We start from the raw sequence: 15,892 nt of genomic DNA, 5'->3' as shown, positions 1-15,892 counted from the left end.
TCTCCCACCATCCCCCCTAGCTGTTCCTTTAAGAGAAGGATTGTATGCAAACTCGTCCCCTTGGTCGTACAGATATCCAAATTACGCCACTCATTCTTGGCACGTGGCAAGCGGGCAAGCGTTGGTGGGTCGGTATAGAAGATGAGATGTCCATTCGCACGATCCGCACGGCTGTGGAAGCAGGGATGACTACCATTGATACGGCTGAGGTCTATGGCGATGGGCATTCAGAGCGGATTGTGGCCGCAGCGGTCGGTGATTTGCGCGATCGCTGTGTCTATGCAACAAAGGTGTTTGCTAACCACTTGCGCTACAAGGAGGTCATTGCCGCCTGCGAGCGATCGCTGCGCAACCTGAACACTGATTACATTGACCTCTACCAAATTCACTGGCCTGCCGGCTCCTTTGGCTCAGAAATCGTGCCCATCGAGGAAACCATGCAAGCCATGGTGGAGTTGCAAGTGGCGGGCAAAATCCGTGCCATTGGGGTCTCCAACTTTTCCCGTGCTCAACTGGCGGAGGCGATGCAGTACGGACGCATTGAGAGTGTCCAGCCCCCCTATTCCCTCTTTTGGCGCTGGGCAGAAACAGAACTCATCCCCTTCTGTATTGAGTATGAGATTACCGTTTTGGCCTACTCCTCTCTCGCCCAAGGGTTGCTCACGGGTCGCTTTGGTCCCGGCCACCAGTTTGACCCTGAGGATAACCGTGCTAAAAACCAGCTCTTTCAGGGAGAAACCTACGACCGTGCCCTTGAAGCGATTGAGTTGATGAAACCGATTGCCCAGAGCTTGGGCAGCAGTGTCGGGAATTTGGCGTTGGCTTGGCTACTGCATCAACCGCAAACCTGTGCCATTGTTGGTGCCCGCCATCCGGAACAAGTGCTAGAAAATATCAAAGCGGCTGACCTTCAGTTAGATAAGTCCATTTTGGCCATGCTCGATGAAATTAGCCGGCCGGTCATTGCTACCCTTGATCCGGAGAATCCAGTAATGTGGAAGTGGTAGTTCAGATCCACTAACGTCTTTATGGAACTCCTCGGTCTGGGTGCAATTGTTCTCTACTTCTTGATTGCGCTGCGCTTTTGGCAAGGGTTTCACCGCACCTACTACACACAATCGCGCTTTGTTCTCAGCGTGCTGTGGCTACCGCTACTGATGAATAAGTCCTATCGAGAAAACTTTCGCCGAGCGTTGCTGGGCTAGGTGACTGGAGCGATTTGGCTGATTGGCGGCACCCAAGAGAGTCGCTGGATTGCCCAATTAATTGTCTGCCAAGGGTTTCCCTGCTGGGTGAGCGTGACCACAGCGGCGGCCTGCCATCTTTATGACGCGCATCCGTTGTTGAGTTGCCATATCGAGCGCTTGACCCCTGAGCGTGCCCGTGAGTTTATCGAGCAACATTCGATTCAAGCCGTGGTGGATGCGTCCCATCCCTTTGCGGTGGCAATCTCTGCCCTTGCCATTGCCATCAGCCAAGAATTTGGCTTGCCCTACCTGCGCTTTGAACGCCCAGCATTTCCGCCAGCTCTTGGCATCTATACTGATTTGCCAACACTGCTGCAAGGGGATCTCCTCATGGGTGAGCGGGTGTTGCTGACCCTAGGAGTCAAACATTTGGCAGCTTTTGCGCCCCTCCAGCGTCAGGCTACCCTCTTTGCACGGATTTTGCCCACAACAAGCGCACTGGAGGCTGCCTTGGCGGCGGGGTTCGATCGCCAGCGCTTAATTGCCATTTTCCCCCCCGTATCGCGAGAGTTAGAGCGTGCCCTCTGGCAACAGTGGCAGATTACAACGGTGGTGACCAAGGCCTCGGGTACCGAGAGTGAGCAGATCAAGCAGACCCTTGCCCGTGAGCTGGGGGTGAAGCTGATTACCCTGCAACGCCCTGCTCTGGTCTATCCGCGCCAAACGAGCGATCGCGCCGGTATCGAGGCCTTTTTGCAGGAATTAGCCACCTCTAAACAAAGCGATCAGTCACTGCCCCCAGACTACTAGAAGACACGAGTTTGGCATACTTGGCCAATACCCCACGGGTATAGCGAGGTGCCGGGGGCTGCCATTTAGCCCGCCGCGCTGCCAGTTCTTCCTCACTGACATTCAGTTGCAGCAGCCGCCGATGGGCATCAATGGTGATCGAGTCTCCTTCTTCCACAAGGGCGATCGTGCCACCTACTGCCGCCTCTGGGGCAACGTGACCCACGACCATGCCATAGGTTCCACCAGAGAAGCGACCATCGGTAATGAGGCCAACACTATCCCCTAAACCGGCACCAATAATGGCAGAGGTGGGAGCCAGCATTTCTCGCATCCCCGGACCACCCACAGGGCCTTCATAGCGAATGACAATGACATCGCCGCGGTTGATCTTACCGGCCAAAATGGCCTCTAAACAGGCCTCCTCAGAGTCAAAGACCCGCGCCGGACCGGTAATCTGCGGATTTTTTACCCCAGAGATTTTGGCGACAGCGCCCTCAGTGGCTAAATTCCCTTTGAGAATGGTCAGGTGGCCGGTGGCGTAGAGAGGCTTGTCAAACGGACGAATCACCTCTTGGTTGGGGTCGGGGGTATCGGGCACATCCCGCAGCCGCTCGGCAATGGTTTCCCCCGTAATCGTGAGGCAATCCCCGTGGAGTAGGCCAGCATTGAGGAGCATTTTCATTACTTGGGGAATGCCCCCTGCCCGATGTAGATCCGCAGTCACGTATTTACCCGAGGGCTTGAGATCGCAGAGGACGGGCACCCGCTGGCGAATGGTTTCAAAGTCATCAATGGTGAGGGGAACCTCGGCACTGTGGGCGATCGCCAGAAAGTGCAGCACGGCATTTGTCGAGCCACCGATCGCCATAATCACACTGAGGGCATTTTCAATGGATTTGCGGGTGATAATATCACGGGGTCGAATATTCTTACGAATCGCCTCCACCAGCACCTTGCCCGCCAACTCTGTATTGTCGGCTTTTTCAGCATCCTCCGCTGTCATTGTTGACGAGTACATTAGGCTCATGCCCATGGCTTCAAAGGCTGAGGACATTGTGTTGGCCGTGAACATACCGCCGCAGGAACCCGCCCCCGGACAAGCATGGTGCTCGATGGCATGGAGCGTCGCCTCATCCATTTTGCCGGCACTAAACTGACCCACCGCTTCAAAGGCGCTAACCACCGTCAGGTCTTGACCCTGCCAATGACCGGGCTTAATCGTGCCCCCATAGACAAAAATGGCGGGAATGTTCATCCGTGCCATGGCAATCATCGCGCCGGGCATGTTTTTGTCGCAGCCACCGATCGCCAGCACCCCATCCATACTTTGGGCATTACAGGCGGTCTCAATCGAATCAGCAATCACATCCCGCGAGACGAGAGAGTATTTCATCCCCTCCGTGCCCATGGAAATACCATCGCTGACCGTAATTGTGCCAAACAACTGCGGCATTCCCCCCGCTGCCCGAATGCCTGCTTCGGCACGACTGGCAAGGGCAGCAATCCCCATATTGCAGGGGGTAATCGTACTGTGGGCACTGGCCACCCCAACAATCGGCTTGTTGAAATCCTCATCGCCAAAGCCCACGGCTCGCAGCATGGCTCGGTTGGGGGTGCGTTGAACGCCTTCTGTAATGATGCGACTGCGCCAGTTTTCTGCCATAGTGTTCTCGCGATCGGCCTAAACGTCAATAAAGCATCCTTCTATTTTCCCTCACCCGTGGGCGATCGCTCTAGCGGCCAAGCCAAATAGAGCACTAAAGCCGCAAATAACCCTAAGCCAGAAAGATATTTAACGCTGTTGGGAATTAGCGGATTGGGCGACCAAAAGCCCTCGATAATACCGGCAATCACCAAGAGGGGAACAATGCCAAACATCAGTTGTGCTGCCAAGGCGCCATTGCCTTTGAGTGCGCTCAGGCGACGGTAACGCCCCGGCAAGAGAATCGCTTGCCCCAACAACAGACCCGCAGCGCCGGCCAGAAAAATTGCAGGCAGCTCCAAAGCACCATGGGGACTGACAAAAGCCCAAAAGGGATACCCTAGATTGTTTTGAGCCACCAAGGCAGCGATCGCCCCCATGTGCAGACCGTTGTTCCAGAGGATATAAAGCGTCCCTAGCCCCCCTAGGATACCTCCCGCTAGCATTGCAAAAGCCACACTCAGGTTATTGGTCATAATGGCACTGGAGGCTAGGGGTTCAACCCCGACGATCGATCCCATCCAGAGCTTGCCCTCCTCTTCCACAAGGGAAAGGATGTCTGCGGGTACCACTAGTTCCAAAAATTGGCGATCGCTCCACGCATACCACCAAGCGATCGCCGCCGCCACCAGAAATACCCCCAAGGCAAAGGCCGTATAGACCCATGTTTGCTGGACAACCGCTGGGAAGCCCCGCTGGAAAAACCACCAAACTTTGCGCCAATCTTGGGAGCGCTGACCCTGATAGACTTGGCTGTAGCTCCGCAAGGTGAGACCCTGCAAATAGTTGACGATGCTACTGCCCAAGCGGCGAGTTTTTGCCCGCGCTAAATCCGCACTAACCAAGCGGTACAACTGACTGAGGCGGCAAATCTCCGTTGCCGATAGCGCTTGAATCCCCTCTGTCTCAGCACGGTTGAGGAGGTGTTCTAGCTCTAGCCACTGCGGCTCTTGGCGGATCAGCCAGCGTTCAACATTCATGACTATCTGATTCCTCTTGAATTGCCCCCAAAAAAGACTCTAGGCGTTTGCGGGGAATGTAGGGCCAGCCGCCATTGGTTTCAATATCCCGCAGTAGTTGATAGAGCGCTTGGCGGTTGGTGGGCAAGGCCGCTTGAAACTGATTGTCACAAATTTCGCGATGCAATTGCTCTAAAAGCCGCAGCAATGCCAACAGGTCATGGACATTTCCATTGGCTCGCTCAGCCGCGATACGGATCCGTTCAGCAAGGGCGTTGAGGTCGGTTGTACTTAAAGAGGATGGCGAGGAAATCATCTTTTCTATAAAGCTTTTTGAATTGGGAATAACGATTTTCTACCACAGTTGCTACGATCGTGTTAGCAAAAAAAGAGGTTTTGTGACCATGTTTCGGACACCTGTTGCCCTTGTGGGGGCAGCAACGTTGAGCCTCAGTCTGGCGATCGCCCCGCCTAGTTTCGCAGAAATGGAAGTGGAAGTGGCTCGCGACAGTAGAGGCCGTGTTTACACTGTGGATATGGATTCCCGTCGCTTTTATAGAAATAGGAATGGCATTATCCAAGTGGATTTTAGCCTCTCGACCCTTGGCGACGATTACTGGCATCGGGCAACGGCGTCCTGTAATCCCTACGATGTTAAGAGTGATTATTACGGTTGGGATTGGACGGGAACCAAAAGCTATCCTCCCGGTACGATAGCGGGTGATATTGCCCGTGCAGTCTGCCGCCGTTAACCTGCTGCTGCACCAATACCCTGTGCAAGGTCAGCGGGAGCAAAAACCCCTAGCTCCGTAATAATGCCACTAATTAAATGGGCAGGGGTGACATCAAAAGCCGGATTGTAAAAATCTACCCCAGCGGGTGTAATGCGGCTAAACCCCACCTGATAAATTTCTTGGGGGTGGCGCTCCTCAATGGGAATTTCCGCCCCAGTGGCAATTTTAGTATCAATTGTAGAAAGGGGGGCAGCGACAAAGAAGGGAATGTTGTGGGCTTTGGCGGCGAGGGCAACACTATAGGTACCAATTTTGTTGGCCATGTCCCCATTCAGGGCAATGCGATCGGCGCCCACCACCACCGCATCAATCATCCCCCGCTGCATACAGTGCGCCGCCATCGTATCCGCCAGCAGGGTGACAGGAATGCCCTCTTGCACACATTCCCAAGCGGTTAATTTCGCTCCCTGAAGACGAGGACGAGTTTCATCGGCATAGACTCGCTCCAAGCGACCCGCCGCCCAAGCCGCACGAACCACCCCTAACGCTGTTCCATAGCCTGCTGTCGCTAGGGCACCGGCATTGCAGTGGGTAAGCAGGCGCAACTTCTCGGGCGTTTTCGGCAGGACACTAAGGCCGTTTTCACCAATGGCTTGACAGGTTTGCACATCTTCACGGGCAATGGTTTGGGCGGTTTCAAGAAGGTGCTGCTGCAGTTCCTCAAGGCTGGCTGTGGCTTGCTGGGCTGCCCCAAGCATGCGATCGATGGCCCAAAATAAATTCACTGCCGTTGGGCGGGTTTGCCGCAATTCGGAAGCGACATTCTCTAGGTGAGCCAAGAAGCCCTTGCGATCGCTCCCTGTGTATTCCCGTGCCCCCAAGACCATGCCAAAGGCAGCGGCAACCCCAATCGCTGGCGCACCCCGTACAATCATTGTCCGAATGGCGGTGGCCATCTCCGCTGCGGTGGTGATGTCCTTGAGTTCATACTGTTCTGGCAAGCGGGTTTGGTCAATTAACTGCACGCGATCGCCCGCCCACACCACAGGAAAGATGGTTCCGACATTTGCTGTGACAGCCACAACAGCCTCCGTGCTCACTAAAATTGAATACAAATCATAACCCAAGGGAGAACCTATTCAGGCTAGAATTTAGCCCCCTAGGCAAAGGTCAGTTCACCATTCACCTCGAGACGGGTAAATTGGTTGGGAATCAGAAACTGCTCCCCCAAGGCTTCCGCCACACTGGGAGTAATCCAGCCCAGTTGCTTCAACAATTGAATGGCAACGGCATACTTAGCACGCTTCGCACCATCACTCACCTTAATCGCCAATCCCATCCCTTCGCCCACACGACCCACACACTGAATCCCCTCAGCTCCGGACTTACTGAGGATTTCCCCCTCCGTGAGGCGCATCAGCTCGCTATCAAAGGCACCGGGACCGGCAACAAAATCAGGGTGGTGGGTCATGGCACGAACGACGCGCTCCATTGCCCAGTCATTGCCCGAGGCCAGTTGGCCGTAAAGGGTGGCCATCTGCACCAGTTGCATCAAATACGTGGGCGCCCCACAGTCGTCGTGGGCACAGATAAATTCTGCGGCGGGCATCTTCAGTAGTTCTGCCACCTTGGAGAGGATCAGAGCCTGAACGGGGTGATTTTTGTGCAGATAACTTGCCAATGGCCAATTGCGCTGTTGACAAACCGCCAACATCCCCGCATGTTTACCCGAACAGTTGTGCTGCAGTGCCCCTTGGCGGCCGGGGGGAACGGGACATTGCAAGGCAGTGGGATCCACATCGGCACGCCAGAGGATGTTAAAGACTTGGCGGACTTGCTCAATACGCCCTTGGTGGGAACTACAGATAATCGCGAGGTCGCGATCGCTCAGGTCAAACCGCTCCATCGTTCCCGTTGTTGTCACTGCCAAGGCTTGAAAGGGCTTGAGGGCAGAGCGGATAAAAGCAGCGGTTTCCGCATTTCCTGCAAGGGCAAGAATTCGGCCACGGGCATCACAGACCACGGCATGGGCATGGTGGCGCGACTCAACAATCCCTTCCCGCAGTAAGCAAACATCGAGCAGAGGGGCTTGGGTGCGTTTGGACATAGGTTCGGTCATGCAGGTCAATGAGCAACAATATCAGCAGCAGCTACAGGAGTGCCCAAGCAAGGGTCAGTCCCAAAGAAAAGATCACGAGCGCCAAAAGGGTTACCTGTAACCGTTGTAAAATCGGGCGCAACTCGTAGGTATAGATCAGGCGATCTTGAGCCAATTCAGTTTCGGGTTTTTGCCACTCTTGACCGTCGTACCAGCCCGTTTCCTCATAAATGACCGTGGGACGGTGCAGCCGATCGCCCACATAAGCCCAACCGAGTACAAGGCGCAAAAGAATCAGCAACAGCAGGAAGTTTGCTCCTAGCACCCCAGCGAAGAAAACATGTAGGGGTGCCTCTTGCACTGAAAAGCTGGCGATCGCCACCGGACCACTAATGAGCCAAGCCATCCCCCACAGCAGTAGCAAACGCCTTTGAAAACGCGGCCGCGGCCAACTCGACCATTCAAAAAACCAAGAGGCTTTGAGGTCACGATATTCGTTGATCGGTCGTTGATCTGCCGGGACAGGACAGAAAATCTGAGACACAGTGGCACAAGTTCAAGGACGCTGTTTCCAGCATACCAGTCTCGCTGAAATCGTGGATCGCCACACCATGCATGAAATCGGGCGATCGCCTCGTACACTAGAGGATGTCACGGCTCCACCTCGCCTAGTGGGGCAGAAATTTTGTTGGTATATTGATTATTCCCTAGCTCCCTTGCGGCACCTTTGATGGAATGGCACCAGTCTGACGTTGCACAACTACGGGTTATTGACCAGTTGCTGGCCGGGCACAACCTGAGTCCAGCACAATACGATATTACGCGCCGTGTGATTTATGCGACGGGGGATTTAGAGTATCTGAATTTGATTATTTACTCAGAGCAGGCCCTGCAATCCGGTGTGGCTGCCCTTGCCGCTCATACCCCGATTGTGGTGGATGTGACGATGGTGCAGGTGGGGGTGCTCTCCTACACCCAAAACACCTTTGGCAATCCCATTTACTGTGGGGCAGAAACCTTCACCCGTCCGCAGCAGGAAAAGTCCCGCATTGCTTTTGGCATAGAAACCTTGGCACGACGCCATCCCACGGCTATTTTTGTCCTCAGTAGTGATCATTCAGCCCTAGAACCCCTCCTGACTTTAGTGGAGGCTCAGGAAATTCGCCCTGCCTTAATTATTGACGCTGCCCCCAATTTTCTCCCCCCCATTTTGGATCGCCTGCAAAAGTCTTGGGTGCCCCACATCTCCATTAAGGGTTGCAAGGGGGGCGTGAGCGTTGCCACAGCAATTATGAACGGTTTACTCAAGTTGGCTTGGACGGCCTATGGTGACCCCCTTCCCTGAGACAAGTGAATGGCTCTGTATCGGCCAAATTGTCGGTGCCCACGGCCTGCGGGGGGAGGTCAAGGTCAAGCCCTTTAGCGATTTTCCCGAACGCTTTACCGTGGCGGGTTCTCGTTGGTTGCGATCGCCCCGGCAGCCCCAACCCCATGCGGTGACCCTCGTGCGCGGGCGATTTTTACCCCGTGCCGAACAGTTTGTGGTTACCTTTGCCGAAGTCAGCGATCGCACCGCAGCGGAGGCACTCAAGGGGGCAGAAATTTTAGTCCCCGCCAGCGATCGCCCACCCCTTGCCGCAAATGAATACCACCTCATGGACTTGATTGGACTCGCCGTGTATCACCACGGTGAGCGAGTTGGCGAAGTGGTGGGCTTGGTCAATGCCGGCAATGACTTACTAGAAGTGCAGTTACTCGACCCAGCGCAAGAAGCCCGCCGATCAGTGTATATTCCCTTTGTGCCAGCCATCGTGCCGGTGGTTGATCTAGCAGCCCGCAGAATTGAAATTGATCCCCCCTTAGGGCTGTTGCCCTGATCAATCCCTACCAAAATCGTTAATAATAGGGATACTTCTATTTTTTTAGCCCCGACTCTTGAGATTGTTGTTGAGTGAGTTGCCCCAACCCATCCCTTAAAACCCATTAATTCCACCTTGACGGTAGCCTTTACCTGAGCGATCGCGATCGCCCTACCGTTTGCCCCTTCGTAGAGATTTCAGAGCCTTTGAGAGACAGCATGAGCATTGGTAAAGTTCGCATTTATGACCTATCAAAAGAACTCAACCTGGATAATCGAGATTTATTGGCCATCTGTGAACAGTTGGGAATTGCCTATAAAAGTCACAGCAGCACAATTTCCGATGCCGATGCCGATCGCATTCGCGAAGCGGCCAAAACCTATCAACCCCATAGTGCCTCACCCCGTAAAGTTTCAAAAACACCTCCTCCTGTGAAGAAAGCCCCAGCCCCTCCAAAAACGCAGCAAATTGTTGCTGTCCACACTCAACCCCGCTCTGGGACGCCGGAAGCGCCCAAGCCTCAATTACAACAACCTCCCGCTCGTCCCCAAGCACCGCAGCCCCCTGCGCGACCCACACCCCCTGCACCAGTTGCCACCAAGGCAGTGGAACCTGTGGCGCCCAAACCCCCTACACCTCCCGCAAAACCCGAACCGACACCACCGCGTCCAGCGCCTACTTTAGTCCCCCCGCCCGCCCGCCCCACCAAGAAAGTGGAAAAAGTCGCTGCGGCTCCCCCGCCCCGCAAAGAGCTAAAGGAACCCCCCAAAAAAGAAAAGGTGGCGATCGCTCCTGCGAAACCCAGCAGTCAAGATCGCATTGAAATTGTCCAGCGGGCAGTTCCCCCGGCACCCGTCAACCCCCCGGAAATGGCGCCCAAGCCAGCTTTACCAGAGCTACAACCGCCACCCAAACCCGTTGCGCCAGTCCTGCGGGCACCCAATCCACCCAAGCCCGTCACCGAAACCGTTGAGGTACTCGATGACAAGTCCGTTAGCAAAGTCATCAAAGACCGCCACCGTCACAAAGACTTTGATGATGAGGAGAACAAACGGAAATCCTCCCGCGTCGTCAAGTTGCGTGAAGAAGTCATTGACGAAGAGGAAGAACTAGAACTCACCAGCCGTTTAGTCGGGGTACACCAAGTAACCGTTGATGTCAGCCAATCGCTGCAACGGCCACCCAAGCCCAAGGCGCCTCGTCCCGCCCGTCCCGTTACACCAGCGGCGAAAACCGAAAAAAGCAGCGAGAAAAAACAACCCCGCCATCGCGATCGCCGTCACGAAGAGCCAGCCGAAGCACCACCGCCCGATCACATTACGATTGAAGGCCCGATGTCAGTGCAGGAGTTGGCCAGTTTAGTGCGTCGCCCCGAAGCGGAAATCATTAAAATTCTCTTCTTTAAGGGAATTGCCGCCACCATCAACCAAACCCTTGAGGTGGAAACAATTGAACTCGTGGCCAAGGAATTGGGGATTACGGTGGAAACGGCACAGCAGAAAGCCGAGGCCACAAAAGTTACCGAAATGCTGGAGTCGAGCGACCTCGATCACCTGCAACGGCGTCCACCCGTAGTCACGATTATGGGTCACGTGGATCATGGCAAAACCAGCCTTCTCGATGCCATTCGCAATGCCAAAGTGGCTCAAGGGGAAGCAGGCGGCATCACCCAACACATTGGCGCCTACCACGTGGATGTCGAACACAACGGCGAAAAACATCAGGTAGTCTTTCTCGATACCCCCGGTCACGAAGCCTTTACCGCCATGCGGGCACGGGGGGCACGGGTCACCGATATTGCTGTTCTCGTGGTTGCTGCCGATGATGGGGTGCAACCTCAAACCATTGAAGCCATTAGCCACGCCAAAGCAGCTAAAGTGCCGATCATTGTCGCCATTAACAAAATTGACAAAGAGTCTGCCCAACCGGAGCGGGTCAAGCAGGAACTCACTGAATACGGCTTGGTGCCCGAAGAGTGGGGCGGCGACACGATTATGGTGCCTGTCAGTGCCCTGCAACAGCAAAATCTCGATACGCTCCTAGAAATGATCCTGCTGGTGGCTGAGGTGGAGGATCTCTACGCCAATCCCGATCGCCCCGCCAAAGGCACTGTCATTGAAGCCCACTTGGATCGGGCACGGGGACCTGTGGCCACATTGCTGGTACAAAACGGTACCCTGCGGGTCGGCGATATTCTGGTGGCAGGTGCCTGTTTTGGTCGGGTTCGCGCCATGATTGACGATCGCGGGCAGCGTGTCGAGGCAGCAACCCCCTCCTTTGCTGTCGAAGTCTTGGGTCTGGCGGATGTCCCTGCTGCCGGGGATGAATTTGAAGTCCTCAGCGATGAAAAAGCCGCCCGTGCCCTTGCGGAGGAGCGAGCCGCCGCTCAACGCCAATCCCGCCTTGCCCAGGCCGCAGCCGCCCGGCGGGTCTCCCTTACCTCGTTGTCCAGTCAAGCCCGCGAAGGGGAACTCAAGGAACTCAATCTCATTCTCAAAGCCGACGTTCAAGGTTCCGTCGAGGCGATTTTGGCGGCTCTCAACCAACTGCCCCAAGATCAAGTACAGTTGCGAGTCTTGTTAGCTGCCCCCGGCGAAATTACTGAAACCGATGTTGACCTTGCCGCCGCCAGTAGTGCCGTCATCATTGGCTTTAATACCACCCTTGCCTCAGGGGCACGCCAAGCGGCTGAGCAGCACAACGTTGATGTCCGCGAATACAACATCATCTATAAGCTCCTCGATGATATTCAAGGGGCAATGGAGGGGATGCTGGAACCCGAACTGGTCGAGGAAGAACTGGGTCAAGCCGAAGTGCGGGCTATCTTCCCCCTCAGTAAAGGAGCTGTGGCCGGTTGTTATGTCCTCAATGGCAAGCTCGTGCGCAACTGCAAAGTACGGGTGCTGCGCCAGCAAAGCGTCATTCACACAGGCATCTTGAGTTCGCTAAAACGCATGAAGGACGATGTCCGCGAAGTTGCGGCGGGCTACGAATGTGGTGTGCGCTTGGATGATTTTCAACAATGGCAGGAAGGAGATATTATTTACGCCTTCCAAACAGTAACAAAACGTCGTAGTCTTGGCGGCAGTAGCGATAAAAAGTAGCACCCCTTAGCCTCCATGGATTCTCTGGCGGGGGGTGCTGCCTGCCGATGTGCTAAACTGAGTTGGGGTTGAGCAATGGGTAGCCTCAAGCCCGATCAACTGCAAAGATGAAAGTCGGTATGGGATGGCAGCGTCGTACCTTTTTGCGCCATGTCTCTCAAGGAATCGCGATATCTATAATTGCCACAGCCAGCAAGAGCCTGCTGACGGCCTGTGGCGGGAAGGCGGATTCCTTGTCTGGATCTACGGCGACAGGGATCATCTCAAGCAATGGCCTGCTCAGTCCCGGTACATTGACTTGGGGGGCGGATCCGATTGAGGGTGCCCCCTACGTTTTTTACGATCCAGCGGATCGCCGCAGGTTGATTGGCTTTGAGGTGGAAATTGCTGAAGCAATCGCACGCCTGATGGGAGTCAGGGCATTTTTTTTTGAGGTGTCCTATGATCAACTGTTCGCTGCCCTTGCCGCCAATCGCTTTGACATGATTCTTAACGGTTGGGAAATCACCACTGATCGCAAGCGCATCCAATGGTTTTCCCAGCCCTACTACCGCTACGGCCAACAGATTGTAGTGCGAGCAGATGACCCCCGCTTCGAAAAATACACTGCCACCAGTGAAGTTACCCTAGCCAATCTGGCTGGCATGACCGTTGGCACTGGTATGAGCTACAAGGCGCAGGAAATTCTAGAGAAAGACCCCCGCATCAAAACCCGTCTCTATGATGATGCAACGGGGTTTATGAATGCTCTAGCCATCGGGCATGTTGATGCTCTGCTCGTCGACTTCCCGATAGTGGCCTACTACGTTCTTGGTGCCGGTCCGGGGGGCACAGTGAACAATAGCCTGCGCCCAATTGGTGTCCCGATCTTTTTGGATAACTATGTGATTGCCTTTAATAAGAACAACCCCAAAGGAGAAACCCTCAAAACAGAAGTTGATCAAGCCATCGACATCCTCAAGAAGGACGGCACATTACGCCGCATCTACGAAAAATGGAAAATATGGAATGATCAACAGACCCAAATTGGGATTGTGTGACATCCTCCCGACGCTGACCCTACGGTTCTCAACCTCACTTCTCGATTGTGGGGCGAGGGATGACTAAATAAAATTGTGAGGATGGTATTAGGGAGTAGGGCAAGCAGGTTAATCCAGCGGCTCATACTTGGATCCTACTCCCTTGTATCCAGTATTAACCCAGTTGATTGAGGGGAGGCTGGCCACGCATTTGCCGTAGGGCATTTAGACACAGGGGACAATCACAGCCAAATAGCGCGATCGCGGTATTACTTTCTTCCTCAGTAAACTCTAGTACAGGAGGGGGCAGCGAACCATTATCACGGCTAGCTTGCAGTTTCGTTTCCTGAGCGCCTAGGCGAGTACAGACCAGTTGAAACTTCTGGTGGGGATTAGTGACACACTCACTGCTTTCTGGAGGTGGCACGGGAATGGGGGTACTGAGTTGGGCATGGGCAGGTGCAATCAATGGGACCAAGCTCAGGACGGATGCCAAAAAGGTAGGGCTGACTAAAAGAGCGAGACGCAAAGCTGACATAGGGTTTCCTCACAACTTGTTACTTGATTTTGGAAAAGGTCTGTATCGCTAGTCTAACGATGATTGCTTGATTTGGCGCAGCCGCGCAATATTCTGAATGCGAAAGCTCATCTTGCTCTTAGGATTGAGATTGTCGTTGCTGGCAATTTGTCGTAGGGCAGGGGATGCGATCGCCCACAATCAGGGTACGCCACTGTTCTGGTTTTAGGCGGGTTTGTGCCACCCGTTGCAGATCTGCTGCCGTTGCGGCTTTAACGGCTCGCTGATAGCGGAAGATAAAATCCTTGGGCAAATCGTAGTATTCGTAGCGCAGGAGACGATTGAGAATTTGCAGGCGATCGCGAAAATTAAAGACAAAGGAGTTGAGAATACTGTCTTTGGCGTAGTTCAGTTCTGCGGCACTAACGGGTTCCTGTTGCAGTCGCTGGATTTCCTGCCGTAGGGCGCTGAGAAACTTGGCTGTAGTCTGGGTTTGGGTTTGTCCCACCCCATAGAAGACCCCTGGATAGTCAAATTCGGGACTCCAAGCGGCATAAACACTATAGGCCAAGCCTTGGCGCGATCGCACTTCATTGAAAAGACGCCCGCCAAAGCCATTGAGAACCCCATTGAGAACATAGAGGTTAAACACGTCCGGATCTTTGAGCGTCCCCCCCAATTGCCCCGTGTAGATGTAGCTTTGGGAGAGATGGGGGCGATTAATCACCACCGTTGTTGGCGACGTATCAACTGTTACCCTAGGTAAGGGGGGCAAAGGAGGTAAGTTCGGTGGATCTTGCCATGAGCCAAAAATTGCTTCAAGGCGATCGCCCATTTGTGAGGCATCAAAGTCGCCCACCAAGCCCAAAATACAGCGGGAGGGAGCGAGGTACCTGCGGTAAAACTGCTGCACATCCGCCGGTGTGATCTTGGCAAGGGTTTCTAACTCTTGGGTGCGGGCATAGGGACTCTCCGCACCGTAGATCAGCTTGTAAAATTCCCGTTCTGCTTGGGCATTGGGTTGATCATCGCGGCGTTGAATGATCCCCTGTCGGCGCCGAATCGCCAGTTCAAATCGCTCTGGTTCTACTGCTGGCGCTTGGAGCATCTCCGCTAGTTGGCTTAGAACCGCTTCACTGTGTTCCTTGAGGCTGTTGAAATTAATCCGCCCTAAACTTTTGCCGACACCCGATTCAATGGCTGCTGCTCGATCCTCAAGCCATTGGTCAATTTCAGCGGCACGATGAACTTGGGTGCCACCCGTGCGAATCAGGTCGCCACTGACTTCTGCCAAACCCACCTGAGCCGGCGGATCCCAACGACTACCTGCCCGAAAGATTAAGGTGCCTCGCACCAAGGGCCACTCGTGATCCTCTAGGAGATAGACCACCATCCCATTGGCCAACTGACGGCGTTCATAGGCCGGCACTTGAATTTCCGGTAAGGGGGGAAATGTCAGCTCAGTGTAGTGCTTGGGGGTCATGGCTGCTGCCAAAGAGGGTGGGATCAACCATAGCAGGAGAGCCGCTACGAGTCCAAGGCAAAGCGATCGCCCCACTGGACGGCGTCTTTGGAGCCAGACAGCCATCGAGAGAAAAAGAATAAAAATAATCCGATAGGATGAAGCCAACATATAACGGTTTTCCAAATTATGGGATATGTGAGGGGGATATCATCCTCTCCCAGAGCAGCTTTCACAGTTTTAAGTGTGTTCCATCGATGTGAAAAAGACTGCCACCCATGAAAATCACATTACACTGTTAAGAAATGCTTAACTTATTCTAAGTATTGTCAGGATAAAGACTGCACTGCAACCCAGTAAATTTTCTGTAAACAGGATAAAATCTCACGTCCTAGAATAGCAAGTGAGTCTCTTCATCAATACCGGTTTGATTGAGGAGTTTCTAGTGAAAACCGTTTC

General features: G+C 54.1%; 17 protein-coding genes. 9 read left to right on the top strand and 8 right to left on the bottom strand.

Annotated elements, in window-relative coordinates:
- Positions 1-44 precede the first annotated feature (44 nt).
- Genes RHH53_RS01910 through RHH53_RS01900 form a run of 3 tightly spaced genes read left to right on the top strand, consistent with a single transcriptional unit; the run spans position 45 to position 1,997 of the window.
- Positions 45-1,007 (top strand): aldo/keto reductase, encoded by a 963-nt coding sequence (locus RHH53_RS01910; RefSeq protein ID WP_310744012.1) that lies wholly within the window; start codon positions 45-47, stop codon positions 1,005-1,007.
- A gap of 21 nt (positions 1,008-1,028) precedes the next feature.
- Positions 1,029-1,205: a hypothetical protein gene (locus tag RHH53_RS01905; RefSeq protein ID WP_206200825.1), complete on the top strand. Its 177-nt coding sequence runs from the start codon at positions 1,029-1,031 to the stop codon at positions 1,203-1,205.
- Positions 1,206-1,997, top strand: a complete 792-nt coding sequence (locus tag RHH53_RS01900; protein ID WP_206200824.1) for a cobalt-precorrin-6A reductase — start codon at positions 1,206-1,208, stop codon at positions 1,995-1,997. It begins immediately after the preceding gene.
- Here RHH53_RS01900 and ilvD read toward each other — a convergent pair.
- The 3 genes from ilvD to RHH53_RS01885 are packed head-to-tail and all read right to left on the bottom strand — an operon-like array spanning position 1,960 to position 4,956.
- Entirely contained in the window at positions 1,960-3,642 is a 1,683-nt protein-coding gene (ilvD, locus tag RHH53_RS01895; protein ID WP_206200823.1) for a dihydroxy-acid dehydratase, read from the bottom strand. The genes RHH53_RS01900 and ilvD overlap by 38 nt on opposite strands.
- A gap of 41 nt (positions 3,643-3,683) precedes the next feature.
- Entirely contained in the window at positions 3,684-4,661 is a 978-nt protein-coding gene (locus RHH53_RS01890; RefSeq protein WP_206200822.1) for a stage II sporulation protein M, read from the bottom strand.
- Positions 4,651-4,956, bottom strand: coding sequence for a hypothetical protein (locus tag RHH53_RS01885; protein WP_206200821.1), 306 nt, complete (start codon positions 4,954-4,956; stop codon positions 4,651-4,653). Before RHH53_RS01885 ends, RHH53_RS01890 begins: the two co-directional genes overlap by 11 nt.
- A gap of 88 nt (positions 4,957-5,044) precedes the next feature.
- On the opposite strand from RHH53_RS01885, the gene RHH53_RS01880 reads away from it, so the two are divergent.
- Positions 5,045-5,392: a hypothetical protein gene (locus RHH53_RS01880; protein WP_206200820.1), complete on the top strand. Its 348-nt coding sequence runs from the start codon at positions 5,045-5,047 to the stop codon at positions 5,390-5,392.
- On the opposite strand, the gene mtnA is transcribed toward RHH53_RS01880, so the two are convergent.
- From mtnA to RHH53_RS01865, 3 genes are all read right to left on the bottom strand, one after another.
- Complete coding sequence (mtnA, locus tag RHH53_RS01875) at positions 5,389-6,456, bottom strand: S-methyl-5-thioribose-1-phosphate isomerase (protein WP_310744011.1); 1,068 nt, start codon at positions 6,454-6,456, stop codon at positions 5,389-5,391. The genes RHH53_RS01880 and mtnA overlap by 4 nt on opposite strands.
- 77 nt (positions 6,457-6,533) lie before the next feature.
- Positions 6,534-7,481, bottom strand: coding sequence for an asparaginase (locus RHH53_RS01870; RefSeq protein WP_255451666.1), 948 nt, complete (start codon positions 7,479-7,481; stop codon positions 6,534-6,536).
- 43 nt (positions 7,482-7,524) lie between these two features.
- Complete coding sequence (locus RHH53_RS01865; RefSeq protein ID WP_310437936.1) at positions 7,525-8,016, bottom strand: CGLD27 family protein; 492 nt, start codon at positions 8,014-8,016, stop codon at positions 7,525-7,527.
- A 1-nt stretch (position 8,017) separates the two neighbouring features.
- On the opposite strand from RHH53_RS01865, the gene RHH53_RS01860 reads away from it, so the two are divergent.
- The 5 genes from RHH53_RS01860 (at position 8,018) to RHH53_RS01840 (ending at position 13,475) form a co-directional block, all read left to right on the top strand.
- Positions 8,018-8,203, top strand: a complete 186-nt coding sequence (locus tag RHH53_RS01860) for a hypothetical protein (RefSeq protein WP_302677145.1) — start codon at positions 8,018-8,020, stop codon at positions 8,201-8,203.
- Positions 8,203-8,817 carry a precorrin-8X methylmutase gene (locus RHH53_RS01855; protein ID WP_302677778.1) on the top strand — a complete coding sequence of 205 codons (615 nt, stop codon included), beginning with the start codon at positions 8,203-8,205 and terminating at the stop codon, positions 8,815-8,817. The genes RHH53_RS01860 and RHH53_RS01855 overlap by 1 nt, the downstream gene beginning before the upstream one ends.
- Complete coding sequence (rimM, locus tag RHH53_RS01850) at positions 8,798-9,349, top strand: ribosome maturation factor RimM (protein WP_302678696.1); 552 nt, start codon at positions 8,798-8,800, stop codon at positions 9,347-9,349. Before RHH53_RS01855 ends, rimM begins: the two co-directional genes overlap by 20 nt.
- Positions 9,350-9,549: 200 nt before the next feature.
- The gene (infB, locus tag RHH53_RS01845) at positions 9,550-12,435 is read left to right on the top strand and encodes a translation initiation factor IF-2 (protein WP_302677143.1); all 2,886 of its coding nucleotides are present in this window, start codon (positions 9,550-9,552) and stop codon (positions 12,433-12,435) included.
- Positions 12,436-12,554: 119 nt separating this feature from the next.
- Positions 12,555-13,475, top strand: coding sequence for an ABC transporter substrate-binding protein (locus RHH53_RS01840; protein WP_206200814.1), 921 nt, complete (start codon positions 12,555-12,557; stop codon positions 13,473-13,475).
- A 154-nt stretch (positions 13,476-13,629) separates the two neighbouring features.
- On the opposite strand, the gene RHH53_RS01835 is transcribed toward RHH53_RS01840, so the two are convergent.
- Positions 13,630-13,992 (bottom strand): hypothetical protein, encoded by a 363-nt coding sequence (locus RHH53_RS01835; RefSeq protein ID WP_302677141.1) that lies wholly within the window; start codon positions 13,990-13,992, stop codon positions 13,630-13,632.
- A 118-nt stretch (positions 13,993-14,110) separates the two neighbouring features.
- A complete protein-coding gene (locus tag RHH53_RS01830) occupies positions 14,111-15,604 on the bottom strand; it encodes a pitrilysin family protein (RefSeq protein WP_225901617.1) in 1,494 nt (497 codons plus the stop codon).
- Between the last annotated feature and the right edge of the window lie 288 nt (positions 15,605-15,892).

Origin of the sequence: Thermosynechococcus sp. PKX82 (genome assembly GCF_031583255.1) — a bacterium.
Taxonomy (GTDB): Bacteria; Cyanobacteriota; Cyanobacteriia; order Thermosynechococcales; family Thermosynechococcaceae; genus Thermosynechococcus.
This window is presented reverse-complemented; position numbering and strand designations above follow the sequence as displayed.

Coding starts and splice junctions, on each gene's coding strand:
- RHH53_RS01910 (WP_310744012.1), top strand. CDS start 45: ATGCAAACTCGTCCCCTTGGTCGTACAGATATCCAAATTACGCCACTC.
- RHH53_RS01905 (WP_206200825.1), top strand. CDS start 1,029: ATGGAACTCCTCGGTCTGGGTGCAATTGTTCTCTACTTCTTGATTGCG.
- RHH53_RS01835 (WP_302677141.1), bottom strand. CDS start 13,992: ATGTCAGCTTTGCGTCTCGCTCTTTTAGTCAGCCCTACCTTTTTGGCA.
- RHH53_RS01830 (WP_225901617.1), bottom strand. CDS start 15,604: ATGTTGGCTTCATCCTATCGGATTATTTTTATTCTTTTTCTCTCGATG.
- ilvD (WP_206200823.1), bottom strand. CDS start 3,642: ATGGCAGAAAACTGGCGCAGTCGCATCATTACAGAAGGCGTTCAACGC.
- RHH53_RS01870 (WP_255451666.1), bottom strand. CDS start 7,481: ATGTCCAAACGCACCCAAGCCCCTCTGCTCGATGTTTGCTTACTGCGG.
- infB (WP_302677143.1), top strand. CDS start 9,550: ATGAGCATTGGTAAAGTTCGCATTTATGACCTATCAAAAGAACTCAAC.
- RHH53_RS01840 (WP_206200814.1), top strand. CDS start 12,555: ATGGGATGGCAGCGTCGTACCTTTTTGCGCCATGTCTCTCAAGGAATC.
- rimM (WP_302678696.1), top strand. CDS start 8,798: ATGGTGACCCCCTTCCCTGAGACAAGTGAATGGCTCTGTATCGGCCAA.
- RHH53_RS01855 (WP_302677778.1), top strand. CDS start 8,203: ATGGAATGGCACCAGTCTGACGTTGCACAACTACGGGTTATTGACCAG.
- RHH53_RS01885 (WP_206200821.1), bottom strand. CDS start 4,956: ATGATTTCCTCGCCATCCTCTTTAAGTACAACCGACCTCAACGCCCTT.
- RHH53_RS01880 (WP_206200820.1), top strand. CDS start 5,045: ATGTTTCGGACACCTGTTGCCCTTGTGGGGGCAGCAACGTTGAGCCTC.
- RHH53_RS01890 (WP_206200822.1), bottom strand. CDS start 4,661: ATGAATGTTGAACGCTGGCTGATCCGCCAAGAGCCGCAGTGGCTAGAG.